This window comes from Agrobacterium sp. RAC06 (genome assembly GCF_001713475.1).
Classification (GTDB): domain Bacteria; phylum Pseudomonadota; class Alphaproteobacteria; order Rhizobiales; family Rhizobiaceae; genus Allorhizobium.
Genome location: NZ_CP016499.1, coordinates 3,696,744 through 3,708,671, shown reverse-complemented (window position 1 = coordinate 3,708,671; position 11,928 = coordinate 3,696,744). Strand labels below are relative to the sequence as shown.

Below are 11,928 nucleotides of genomic sequence, written 5' to 3'. Positions count from 1 at the left end.
CATGGCCAGAATGACGATGATCGAAGCGGTCCGCAGCGCCATGGACGTCTCCATGGAGCGCGACGACGACGTGGTCGTGTTTGGCGAGGACGTCGGTTATTTCGGCGGCGTGTTCCGCTGCACCCAAGGTCTGCAGGCAAAATATGGAAAGACCCGCTGCTTCGACACGCCGATCAACGAATCCGGCATCGTGGGAGCCGCAATCGGCATGGCGGCCTATGGCCTGAAGCCCTGCGTCGAGATCCAGTTCGCAGACTACATGTATCCCGCCTATGACCAACTGACCCAGGAGGCGGCCCGCATCCGCTATCGGTCGAATGGCGACTTTACCTGCCCGATCGTGGTGCGCATGCCAACCGGCGGCGGCATTTTCGGCGGACAGACCCACAGCCAGAGCCCGGAAGCACTGTTCACCCATGTCTGCGGCCTGAAAGTGGTTGTCCCGTCCAATCCCTATGACGCCAAGGGCCTGCTGACCGCTGCGATTGCGGATCCGGATCCGGTCATCTTTCTGGAGCCCAAGCGCCTCTATAACGGCCCCTTCGACGGCCATCACGACCGGCCCGTGACGCCCTGGTCCCGCCATGAACTGGGCGAGGTGCCGGAAGGCTATTACACGATCCCGATCGGCAAGGCGGACATCCGCCGCGAGGGTTCCGCCGTTACCGTGATCACCTACGGGACCATGGTGCATGTGGCGCTGGCCGCAGCTGAGGAGACCGGCATCGACGCCGAAGTGATCGACCTTCGCAGCCTGATGCCGCTCGATCTCGACACGATCGTCAAGTCGGTCACCAAAACGGGCCGATGCGTCGTGGTGCATGAGGCGACACTGACCTCCGGTTTCGGCGGCGAAATCGTGTCGCTGGTGCAGGAGCATTGCTTCTACCATCTGGAAGCGCCTGTCATGCGCGTGGCCGGTTGGGACACGCCCTATCCGCATGCGCAGGAATGGGACTATTTCCCGGGACCTGCGCGGGTCGGCCGCGCGCTCATCGACGTCATGGAGGCCTGAGCCATGGGCGAATTCACGATCAAGATGCCCGATGTCGGCGAAGGCGTGGCCGAGGCTGAGCTTGTCGAATGGATGGTGAAGATCGGTGATCCCGTGCGCGAGGACATGATGGTCGCCGCTGTGATGACCGACAAGGCGACCGTGGAGATCCCCACACCCGTCAGTGGCACAGTGGTCTGGCTTGGCGGCGAAGTGGGAGACACGATCGCGGTCAAGGCGCCCCTCATCCGGATCGCAACGGATGGTGCAGACGAGAAGCCGGCGACACCGGAGACGGTGGACGCGACAACCGAGCCGCAACAGGCAACGACAACCAACGAACCGGCACTCATGCCGCCCAAGTCTGCCACGCCGGCAGCACCAGCCACACCTCCGGCCCGACAACCCTCACCCGAATTCGACAAGCCGCTCGCCGCCCCCTCGGTCCGCCTGCTGGCGCGCGAGAACGGCATCGACCTGCGCCTGTTGCGCGGATCGGGTCCGGCCGGACGCATTCTGCGCGAGGATGTCGAGCACTATCTCGCTCGCGGTGCCGATCCAGCCCCTGCGGTCTCCGGGCTCGCCAAGAAGACCACGCGGGAGGAGATCAAACTGACCGGCCTTCGGCGCCGGATCGCCGAGAAAATGGTCGTCTCCACCTCGCGCATTCCCCACATCACCTATGTGGAGGAAGTGGACGTCACAGCGCTTGAAGAACTGCGCGCCAAGATGAATGCCGAACGCCGGCCTGACCAGCCAAAGCTCACGCTCCTGCCCTTCCTGATGCGCGCCATGGTCAAGGCGGTCGTCGAGCAACCTGATGTCAACGCCACCTTCGACGACGATGCCGGCGTGCTCACCCGTTTCGGCGCGGTGCATATCGGCATCGCCACCCAGACCGCCGCCGGTCTTGCCGTGCCGGTGGTCAAACATGCCGAGGCGCGCGGCATATGGGATTGCGCAAGCGAGATGAACCGGCTTGCCGAAGCCACCCGCGCCGGCACGGCGACGCGGGACGAACTGACCGGCTCGACCATCACCATCACCTCGCTCGGAGCGCTTGGCGGCATCGTCTCGACCCCTGTCATCAACCACCCGGAAGTCGCGATCGTCGGCGTCAACAAGATCGCGATCCGACCGATCTGGGACGGCACGCAGTTTGTGCCGCGCAAGATGATGAACCTGTCCTCCAGCTTCGATCACCGGGTCGTCGATGGCTGGAATGCGGCGACCTTCGTCCAGCGCCTGCGGGTGCTGATGGAGACCCCGGCGCTGATCTTTATCGAAGGCTGAGCCATGAAAGAGATTTCCTGCAAGCTTCTCATAATCGGTGCCGGTCCCGGGGGCTATGTCTGCGCCATCAAGGCAGGACAGCTTGGGATTGATACCGTCATCGTTGAGGAAGGCCGCCCCGGTGGCACCTGTCTGACGGTCGGCTGCATTCCTTCGAAGGCGCTCATCCATGCGGCGGAGACCTTCGACAAGACCCGCGCCCTCTCCCTCGGCGAGAACGCCCTTGGCATTCGCGTCGAGGCACCTTCGATCGATCTGTCCAAAACCATGGCCTGGAAGGACGCGATTGTCGGCAGACTGACCGGTGGTGTCTCCGGCCTCCTGCAGAAGGCTCGGGTTAAGATCGTTCATGGCCGCGCCCGTTTTCGTGACGGCAAGACCGTGGAAGTGTCCACGGAAACCGGCCAGCAGGTCATCCGCGCCGAAACCGTGGTGATTGCGACCGGCTCTGATTCCGTCGAGCTTACAGCCCTGCCGTTTGGCGGGCGAGTGATTTCCTCCACCGAAGCCTTGTCGCTGACCGAACTGCCCAAACGGCTCGTCGTCGTGGGCGGCGGCTATATCGGGCTCGAACTCGGAACGGCCTTCGCCCGGATGGGGTCCGAGGTCACCGTGGTTGAGGCGACATCGCAGATCCTGCCGCTCTACGATGCCGATCTGGTCAAACCGGTTCTGCGCAGGCTGGGCGAACGCGGCATCAAGGTGCTGACGGAGGCAAGGGCCGTCGGGCTTTCCGACACGGGCGAGGCGCTGGTCGTCGAGACCGCAGAGGGACGGCGCGAGCTGCCGGCCGATCGCATTCTGGTCGCTGTCGGGCGACGGCCGCGCACCACGGGTTCTGGCCTGGAAGAACTCGATCTCGACCGGATCGGTTCGTTCCTGCAGGTCGATGACCGCTGCCACACATCCATGCGCGGGGTTTACGCGATCGGCGACGTGACAGGCGAGCCCATGCTGGCGCATCGGGCCATGGCGCAGGGCGAAATGGTCGCGGAGATCGTTGCCGGCCGCAAGCGCGCCTGGGACAAGCGCTGCATTCCGGCCATCTGCTTCACCGATCCGGAAATCGTCAGCGCCGGCCTCTTACCGGAGGAAGCCCGCAGACACGGCTTCGATGTCAAGATCGGCCAGTTCCCCTTCACCGCAAACGGACGGGCGATGACGGTGGAGGATGAAGATGGTTTCGTACGCGTCGTCGCGCGGTCCGATACCCATGTCGTGCTGGGGCTTCAGGCGGTTGGAGCGGGCGTCTCCGAACTTGCCTCGACCTTCGCAATGGCCATCGAAATGGGCGCGCGGCTGGAGGATATCGCCGCGACCATCCATGCACACCCGACACGCGGCGAAGCCCTGCAGGAAGCCTCTCTGAGGGCCTTGGGACACGCGCTGCATATCTGACCGACTTGGGCCGGACCGCATGACAGGATATCCTGGAGGAAGCCACATGACTGAGATGGACTTCGGGCTTGGCGAAATGGCGGAGGCGATCCGCGAGACGACAGCGCGTTTCGCGCGCGAACGAATCGCGCCGATCGCCGCCGAAATCGACGCGCAGGATCGCTTTCCGCGCGAACTCTGGCCGGCCATGGGCGTTCTCGGCCTGCATGGCATGACGGTTGCGGAAACGGACGGCGGTCTGGGTCTTGGCTATCTCGAACATGTCGTTGCCTGCGAGGAAATCAGCCGCGCCTCGGCCTCGGCCGGCCTGTCCTACGGCGCGCATTCCAATCTGTGCATCAACCAGATCGCGCGCTGGGGTTCGGATGAGCAGAAGGCGAAATATCTGCCAGGACTGATTTCCGGAGACCATGTCGGCAGCCTTGCCATGTCCGAAGCCGGCGCCGGATCCGACGTTGTCTCCATGCGGCTCCGCGCCGACAGGGTCGAGGGCGGTTTTCGCCTGAACGGCACCAAATTCTGGATCACCAATGCTCCCTATGCCCAGACGCTCGTCGTCTATGCCAAGACGGATCCTGCAGCGGGATCGAAGGGCATCACGGCCTTTCTCATCGAAAAGGATTTCCCCGGCTTCTCGATCGGCCAGAAGATCGACAAACTCGGCATGCGCGGCTCGCCGACGGCCGAACTCGTTTTCCAGGACTGCTTCGTGCCTGAGGAAAACGTCATGGGTCCGCTGAACGGCGGGGTGAAAGTGCTGATGTCCGGCCTGGACTATGAGCGGGTCGTGCTTTCCGGCATCCAGCTCGGCATCATGCAGGCCTGCCTCGACGTCGTCCTGCCCTATGTCAGGGAGCGTCGGCAGTTTGGTCGACCGATCGGAAGCTTCCAGCTGATGCAGGCCAAGATCGCCGACATGGTCGTGGCGCTGAACTCCGCCCGCGCCTATGTCTATACCGTGGCGCGAGCCTGCGATGCCGGCAGGACAACGCGTCAGGACGCCGCCGGTGCGATCCTCTATGCCTCGGAAAGCGCGGTGAAGGTGGCCGAACAGGCGATCCAGGCGCTGGGTGGCGCGGGTTACACCAAAGACTGGCCCGTCGAACGCTATTGGCGCGATGCAAAGCTCCTCGATATCGGCGCTGGTACCAACGAGGTGCGCCGGATGCTGATCGGCCGGGAGGTCATCGGCGCGGGAGAGACAAGCTGATGCCGATACTCTCGACCATGCTCGACCGTGACAGCGAAAGCTTCAAGGCCAATGCGGCCCGCAACGCCGCGCTTGCCGAAGAATTGCGGTCGAAGGTGGCCACCGCCGCATTGGGCGGGGCTGAAAGCCATCGCCAACGTCATGTCGCGCGTGGCAAGCTTCTGCCCCGGGATCGCGTGTTGCGACTGCTCGACCCCGGCTCCCCTTTCCTGGAGATCGGGCAACTGGCGGCAGGCGGCATGTATGGTGACGAGGCGCCGGGCGCGGGCATGATCACGGGCATAGGCCGTGTCTCCGGTCGCGAATGCATGATCGTCGCCCATGATCCGACGGTGAAGGGCGGCGCCTATTTCCCGATGACGGTAAAGAAGCACCTGAGAGCCCAGGAGATAGCCTCTGAAAACCGACTGCCCTGCATCTATCTTGTGGATTCCGGCGGTGCCAACCTGCCGCATCAGGCCGAGGTCTTCCCCGATCGCGATCATTTTGGCCGGATCTTCTACAATCAGGCGCAGATGTCTGCCGCCGGCATTCCGCAAATCGCCTGCGTCATGGGAAGCTGTACGGCGGGCGGCGCCTATGTGCCGGCCATGTCCGACGAGACGGTGATCGTCCGCAACCAGGGCACCATCTTTCTCGCCGGTCCACCCCTGGTCAAAGCCGCAACCGGCGAGGTGATCTCGGCCGAAGATCTGGGCGGGGCCGATGTGCATGGCCGCAAGTCCGGCCTTGTCGATCATGTGGCGGAAAACGACGAACACGCGCTACTGATCGTGCGCGACATCGTTGCGACACTGAACCGACCGAAGACGGTGGACATTGAGCTGGACAAACCGCGCCCTCCCCTGTTCGACCCGAGTGAGCTCTACGGCGTGGTCCCGCAGGACCTGCGCACACCCTATGACGTGCGCGAGGTGATCGCCCGTCTCGTCGATGGGTCCGAACTGCAGGAGTTCAAGCCGCTCTACGGGGCAAGCCTTGTCTGCGGTTTCGCCCGTCTCTGGGGCATGCCCATCGCCATCCTCGCCAACAATGGCGTCCTGTTTTCCGAAAGTGCGCTGAAGGGCGCACACTTCATCGAACTCGCCTGCCAGAGGCGCATTCCGCTGCTCTTCCTGCAAAACATTTCCGGCTTCATGGTCGGCGGGAAATACGAGGCGGAAGGCATCGCCAAACACGGCGCCAAGCTGGTGACCGCAGTCGCGGGCGCACAGGTGCCGAAAGTCACTGTGCTGATCGGCGGCAGTTTCGGGGCCGGCAATTACGGCATGTGCGGCCGCGCCTTTCAGCCACGCTTCCTGTTTTCCTGGCCCAATGCGCGCATTTCGGTGATGGGAGGCGAGCAGGCCGCCTCTGTCCTGGCGACCGTCCATCGCGACGCCGAAGGCTGGACGGCGGAGGAGGCCGAGGCCTTCAAGGCGCCGATCCGCCAGAAATACGAGGACGAAGGCAACCCCTATTACGCGACGGCCCGGATGTGGGATGACGGCATCATCGACCCCGCCCAGACCCGCGACGTGCTTGGCCTCGCCCTTTCCGCAACGCTGAACGCCCCGATCCCAGAACGGGCGCAGTTCGGCATTTTCCGGATGTGAGGCAAAGATGATGGAAAGCCTCTTGATTGCCAATCGCGGTGAAATCGCAAGGCGGATCATTCGCACGGCAAAACGGCTCGGCATCCGAACGATTGCGGTGCATTCGGATGTGGATGCTGGCATGGCGTTCGTGCGCAAGGCCGATGAGGCGCTGCCGATCGGTCCGGCGCCGGCCCGCGACAGCTACCTGCGGCAGGACCGCATTCTCGAAGCGGCGAGGAGGAGCGGCGCTGAGGCGATCCATCCCGGATATGGCTTCCTGTCGGAAAATGCCGAGTTTGCCGAAGCCGTGATGGCCGAGGGTCTGGTCTGGGTCGGGGCGCCACCGGCGGCCATCCGGGCCATGGGCCTGAAAGATGCCGCCAAACAGCGGATGATCGCAGCCGGCGTGCCGGTCACACCCGGTTATCTCGGAGAAGACCAGAGCCCGGAACGACTGCAGCGCGAAGCCGATACCATCGGCTATCCGGTGCTGATCAAGGCGGTGGCCGGCGGCGGTGGCAAGGGCATGCGCCGCGTCGAGCGGACGGAGGATTTTGCAACAGCGCTCGCCAGTTGCCGGCGCGAGGCGGCGTCCTCCTTCGGCGATGACCGCGTGCTGATCGAGAAATACATCCTCTCACCGCGTCATATCGAGGTGCAGGTTTTTGGCGACACCAAGGGCAATGTCGTGCATCTCTTCGAACGCGACTGCTCGCTGCAACGCCGCCACCAGAAGGTGATCGAGGAAGCACCGGCGCCCGGTATGGATGCTGTGACCCGGCATGCGGTCTGCCAGGCGGCTGTCAAGGCCGCCCGCGCGGTCGATTATGTCGGCGCAGGTACGATCGAGTTCATCGCCGACGCCTCCGAGGGCCTGCGTGCTGATCGCATCTGGTTCATGGAAATGAACACGCGTCTCCAGGTCGAGCATCCCGTGACCGAGGCGATCACAGGACAGGATCTGGTCGAATGGCAATTGCGCATCGCATCTGGCGAGCCTCTGCCATTGAATCAGGATCAGCTTTCCATCACCGGCTGGGCCATGGAAGCCCGGCTCTATGCGGAAAATCCGGCAACCGGTTTCCTGCCGTCGATCGGTCGGCTCGATCATCTTCGTCTGCCGGATACGCTTCGGATCGACAGCGGCGTCGAACAGGGAGATGAAGTCACCCCGCATTATGATCCGATGCTGGCCAAACTCATCAGCCACGGCGCCAGCCGGCAAGAGGCGATCCGCAAGCTTTGCGAAGGTACGGGCAAGGTTGAGGTCTGGCCGGTGCACAGCAATGCCGGTTTCCTCGTCCGCACGCTCCGCCATCCCGACTTCCTGGCAGGCGCCGTCGACACTGGCTTCATCGAGCGACATGTCGAAGACCTTGTGCCACCAGGTGGACCGGCTGAAGCGGTTTTGCAGGCCGCTGCAACGGCCCTGTTACCGAAACAATCGCAGGATGTCTGGACGGCTCTGACGGGGTTTCGCCTCAATGCCGAGATCGACCGGCAGGTCGCCGTCGACATTGGAAAGAGGCCTTATCTGGTTCAGGTGAATGGCGCTCAAACGACGGTCCGAATGGAAAACGGGGTTCTTTTCCATGATGGCGAGGCGTGGGAGTTCGGAACACCGCGGGCCGGGCATGCTGGTCATGGTGGAGGCTCCAGCGACGGCGCCATCATCGCGCCAATGCCGGGTATCATCATCGCCGTTTCCGTTGCCAAGGGTGACCTCGTCAAACGCGGCCAGCCGCTGATCGCCATCGAGGCCATGAAAATGGAGCAGGTGCTGCATGCGCCTTTCGATGGCACAGTTGCCGAACTGAAAGCCTGCCTGGGCAGCCAGGTCGTCGAGGGCAGCCTGCTCGTCAGGATCGAGGGAGACGGATGATGGCCGGACGCTATTTCGAAGACTGGAAACTGGGCGACAGGATCTCTCACGAGATCCGGCGCACTGTGACCGAAACGGACAACCTGATGTTCACGCTGATGACCCACAATCCGCAGCCGCTGCACCTCGATGTTGAAGCGGCGAAGGCGAGCGAATTCGGCCAGATCCTCGTCAACGGCACCTTCACCTTTTCGCTGATGGTCGGCCTGTCGGTCGGCGATACCACGCTCGGCACACTGGTTGCCAATCTGGGCTACGACAAGGTCGTCATGCCGAAGCCGGTCTTCATCGGCGACACGATGCGGGCAGAGAGCGAGATTGCCGACCTGAGAGAAAGTCGATCGCGCCCAACCGCCGGCATCGTCACCTTCCGGCATGAACTCTTCAACCAGCGGGGCGAACTGGTCTGCCAGTGCCTGCGCTCCGCACTCGTCTCGCGGAGGCCCCAATGAGGCTGCGCTCGCTACTCTTCGTGCCGGGTGACAGACCCGATCGCATGGAGAAGGCACTCGGCTGCGGCGCCGATGCCCTGATCCTAGACCTCGAGGATTCCGTGACGCTGGACGCCAAGCCTGCGGCCCGGCGGGCGGCGGCGGACTTCCTCCGCCTGACCAAAGGCAGGATCCCGCTTCTCGTCCGTATCAACCCGCTCGACAGCGGCCTTCTGGACGATGATCTCGCAGCGATCCTTGAAGTGCCGCCGGACGGGCTGGTGCTGCCGAAGGCGGAGGGGGCTTCAACGGTAGAAGCCCTGAGCGCAAAAGCGCCCGGCATCCCCGTCCTGCCGATCGCGACCGAGACCCCGGCCGCGATCTTCCAGCTGGGCTCCTACACATCCGTCAGCGACCGGCTTGTCGGCCTGACCTGGGGCGCGGAAGACCTGCCGGCGGCCATCGGGGCGCTTGGCGCACGCGACGAGACGGGCCGCTACACCGCCCCTTACGAACTCGCCCGCTCCCTGACCTTGTTTGGCGCCCACGCGGCCGGCGTGGCTGCGATCGAGACCGTTTACCCCGCGCTTGCCGATGCGGACGGGCTTGCGGCCTATGCGCGGCGCGCCCGCTTCGACGGCTTCAATGGCATGATGGCGATCCATCCCGCGCAGGTGCCCGTCATCAACCAGGCATTCACGCCTTCCGCAAAGGAATTGGCCGAGGCCCAGGCGATCGTCGACGCATTTGCCGCCAATCCCAATTCAGGCGCGCTCCGTTTCGCTGGCCGAATGATCGACGCACCGCATCTCAAACAGGCGAAACTTCTGCTCGAATACACGGATGACAGCCACTGAAATTGGTCACCACAAGCTCACCACCGAGGAGATGGCAACTACGCCAGCGGCTTCATCCAGACGTCATCTGAACGTGGCAAAGGACGAGGGAAACTCGGGAGCCCAAAGCCTTGCCGCGTCTTACTCTTTCCACCGTCACCAAGCGATTCGACGATTTTCAGGCTGTCGACGGCGTCTCGCTCACAATCCCCGACGGTGCATTTCTCGCCCTGCTCGGTCCTTCGGGCTCAGGCAAGACCACCGTGCTGCGGCTGATCGCGGGGCTGGAGGCGCCTGACGGGGGCGAAATTCGCTTCAACGAGACGATCGTCGCCGGTGATGGTACCTTCCTTCCTCCAGAGAAGCGGGGGATCGGCATGGTATTCCAGTCCTACGCGCTGTGGCCGACGATGACCGTGCGCGGCAACATCGAATTTGGCCTGAAGGTCGGCGGATTGAAACCCCGGGAACGCGCCGCACGGATCGAGGAGGTGCTGAAGGTCGTCGGCCTCGCGGGTCTCGGCGACAGACGCCCGCACGAGCTGTCCGGCGGACAGCGTCAGCGCGTGGCGCTGGCCCGCTCGCTTGCGACCCGACCAAATCTGATCCTCCTCGACGAGCCGCTCGCCAACCTCGACGCGCATCTGCGCGAGGCGATGCTTGCCGAATTCCGTCGCATCCACAGCCTGACCGGCTCCACCTTCGTCTTCGTCACCCATGACCAGGACGAGGCCATGGCGGTCGCGACCCATGTAGCCGTCATGGACCACGGTCGGCTGGAGCAATTGGCAACGCCGGAGGAGCTCTACCGGAAGCCGGCCTCGCCGATGGTCGCCCGCTTCATCGGGCGCGGTCGCACACTGCCGGTCCGGGTGCTCAAATCGGAAGGCGGCCGGACCCGGGTGATGCTTGGCCAGCAACTTCTCGACATGCCGGGAAATGCACCCGTCGGCTATGGCTGGCTCTGCTTTCATGCCTCGGATCTCAAGCGCGTCAACGAGGGCGGACATCTGAAGACCGAACTCGTCGGCCAGTTCTTTCAGAACGGCAGCCTTCTCAGCCATTGCCTGCCGACCGAGATCGACGGCGACGTCGTCAGCCTGCCACTCGACGAGCGGATCGCGCCGGGCACGCCGATCGAACTTGTCATCACGGACGGCTGGGTGATCGGCGAAGGCGGGGGCACTCCCAGCAACGGCGATGTCACACGAAGATCATCGACCTGTCGTCCGGGCGTCATCTCGCTGCGCTAGGCGACAACTCCTGCCGCCCAAGGGCCGGCATTCGACAATTTCCGGGCCTGCTCCGCCCCCTTCAATGAGGTTTCCATGTTTATCCGCACGCTCCTCACCACCACGATCCTTGCCGGTCTCGCCTTCACCGCACAGGCCCAGGACACGATCACCGTCTATACCTCGCAGCCGCAGGATCAGATGACCCAGGTCATCGAAGCCTTCAACGCCGACCACCCGGAAATCAAAGTGGAGCTCTTCCGCTCCGGCACCACCGAAGTCATGGCCAAGCTGCAGGCCGAATATGCCGCCGGCAATAGCCCCGCCGACGTCATTCTGATCGCCGACACTGTCGCGATGACCCAGCTGAAGAACGACGACCGCCTGCTCGCCTTCACCGACGCTGCGGTCGAGGGCATCGATCCTGCCTTCATCGATGCCGACAAGACTTTCTTCGGCACCAAGGTGATCACCACGGGCATCGTCTACAACACCGACCTCGTGAAGACGGCCCCGACGAGCTGGAACGACCTGCTCGCGGCTGACGCTGCCAAGAGCCTGATCATGCCGAGCCCGCTTTATTCGGGTGCCGCCGTCATCCATGTCGGCACCATGACGCAGCAACCGGAATTCGGCTGGGCATACTATGAGAAGCTGGCAGAGGCCGGCGCCGTTGCCGGTCAGGGCAATGGCACGGTCATCGAGGCCGTTGCGCGCGGCGAGAAGGCCTATGGCATCATTATCGAATACATGGCGCTCAATGCAAAGAAGAAGGGCTCGCCCGTCGACTTCGTCTTCCCGACCGAAGGCGTGAGCTCGATCACCCAGCCGGTTGCCGTGCTGAAGGGCTCGGATGCAGTGGACGCCGCCAAGACCTTCGTCGCCTGGCAGCTGTCGAAGACCGCGCAGGAACAGGCGACCGCCCAGGGCTACTTCCCGATCCTGCCCGGCGTCACGCAGCCGGAAGGCTATCCGGCCCTCTCCACGCTGAAAATCCTGCCTGCCGACAGCGATGCCATGCTGAAGGCCGACACCGAGAACAAGGAAAAGTTCGCCGAGCTCTTCGGCGGCTGAT

At 63.7% G+C, this 11,928-nt stretch carries 10 protein-coding genes; all 10 read left to right on the top strand.

The window, feature by feature from the left end; all coding sequences use genetic code 11:
* Nucleotide 1 precedes the first annotated feature (1 nt).
* The 10 genes from BSY240_RS17600 to BSY240_RS17555 all read left to right on the top strand — a co-directional run bounded on the left by BSY240_RS17600 (nt 2) and on the right by BSY240_RS17555 (nt 11,927).
* The gene (locus BSY240_RS17600; RefSeq protein WP_054147729.1) at nt 2-1,015 is read left to right on the top strand and encodes an alpha-ketoacid dehydrogenase subunit beta; all 1,014 of its coding nucleotides are present in this window, start codon (nt 2-4) and stop codon (nt 1,013-1,015) included.
* Between the two features lie 3 nt (nt 1,016-1,018).
* The gene (locus tag BSY240_RS17595) at nt 1,019-2,287 is read left to right on the top strand and encodes a dihydrolipoamide acetyltransferase family protein (protein ID WP_069043166.1); all 1,269 of its coding nucleotides are present in this window, start codon (nt 1,019-1,021) and stop codon (nt 2,285-2,287) included.
* Between the two features lie 3 nt (nt 2,288-2,290).
* The gene (lpdA, locus tag BSY240_RS17590; protein ID WP_069043165.1) at nt 2,291-3,685 is read left to right on the top strand and encodes a dihydrolipoyl dehydrogenase; all 1,395 of its coding nucleotides are present in this window, start codon (nt 2,291-2,293) and stop codon (nt 3,683-3,685) included.
* A gap of 46 nt (nt 3,686-3,731) precedes the next feature.
* A complete protein-coding gene (locus tag BSY240_RS17585) occupies nt 3,732-4,895 on the top strand; it encodes an isovaleryl-CoA dehydrogenase (RefSeq protein WP_069043164.1) in 1,164 nt (387 codons plus the stop codon).
* Nucleotides 4,895-6,490, top strand: coding sequence for a carboxyl transferase domain-containing protein (locus BSY240_RS17580; RefSeq protein WP_069043163.1), 1,596 nt, complete (start codon nt 4,895-4,897; stop codon nt 6,488-6,490). Before BSY240_RS17585 ends, BSY240_RS17580 begins: the two co-directional genes overlap by 1 nt.
* Before the next feature lie 7 nt (nt 6,491-6,497).
* Entirely contained in the window at nt 6,498-8,354 is a 1,857-nt protein-coding gene (locus BSY240_RS17575; RefSeq protein ID WP_069043162.1) for an acetyl/propionyl/methylcrotonyl-CoA carboxylase subunit alpha, read from the top strand.
* Nucleotides 8,354-8,806, top strand: coding sequence for a MaoC family dehydratase (locus BSY240_RS17570; RefSeq protein ID WP_069043161.1), 453 nt, complete (start codon nt 8,354-8,356; stop codon nt 8,804-8,806). Before BSY240_RS17575 ends, BSY240_RS17570 begins: the two co-directional genes overlap by 1 nt.
* Nucleotides 8,803-9,642, top strand: a complete 840-nt coding sequence (locus tag BSY240_RS17565) for an HpcH/HpaI aldolase/citrate lyase family protein (RefSeq protein WP_069043160.1) — start codon at nt 8,803-8,805, stop codon at nt 9,640-9,642. Before BSY240_RS17570 ends, BSY240_RS17565 begins: the two co-directional genes overlap by 4 nt.
* Nucleotides 9,643-9,752: 110 nt before the next feature.
* On the top strand, nt 9,753-10,874 hold the full coding sequence (locus tag BSY240_RS17560; protein WP_069043159.1) for an ABC transporter ATP-binding protein: 1,122 nt from the start codon (nt 9,753-9,755) through the stop codon (nt 10,872-10,874).
* Between the two features lie 75 nt (nt 10,875-10,949).
* The gene (locus BSY240_RS17555; protein WP_069043158.1) at nt 10,950-11,927 is read left to right on the top strand and encodes an ABC transporter substrate-binding protein; all 978 of its coding nucleotides are present in this window, start codon (nt 10,950-10,952) and stop codon (nt 11,925-11,927) included.
* The last annotated feature ends 1 nt before the right edge of the window (nt 11,928 follow it).

Excerpts from the sequence above, each read along its gene's own strand:
- BSY240_RS17600 (WP_054147729.1), top strand. The coding sequence starts at position 2 with ATGGCCAGAATGACGATGATCGAAGCGGTCCGCAGCGCCATGGACGTC.
- BSY240_RS17595 (WP_069043166.1), top strand. The coding sequence starts at position 1,019 with ATGGGCGAATTCACGATCAAGATGCCCGATGTCGGCGAAGGCGTGGCC.
- lpdA (WP_069043165.1), top strand. The coding sequence starts at position 2,291 with ATGAAAGAGATTTCCTGCAAGCTTCTCATAATCGGTGCCGGTCCCGGG.
- BSY240_RS17585 (WP_069043164.1), top strand. The coding sequence starts at position 3,732 with ATGACTGAGATGGACTTCGGGCTTGGCGAAATGGCGGAGGCGATCCGC.
- BSY240_RS17580 (WP_069043163.1), top strand. The coding sequence starts at position 4,895 with ATGCCGATACTCTCGACCATGCTCGACCGTGACAGCGAAAGCTTCAAG.
- BSY240_RS17575 (WP_069043162.1), top strand. The coding sequence starts at position 6,498 with ATGATGGAAAGCCTCTTGATTGCCAATCGCGGTGAAATCGCAAGGCGG.
- BSY240_RS17570 (WP_069043161.1), top strand. The coding sequence starts at position 8,354 with ATGGCCGGACGCTATTTCGAAGACTGGAAACTGGGCGACAGGATCTCT.
- BSY240_RS17565 (WP_069043160.1), top strand. The coding sequence starts at position 8,803 with ATGAGGCTGCGCTCGCTACTCTTCGTGCCGGGTGACAGACCCGATCGC.
- BSY240_RS17555 (WP_069043158.1), top strand. The coding sequence starts at position 10,950 with ATGTTTATCCGCACGCTCCTCACCACCACGATCCTTGCCGGTCTCGCC.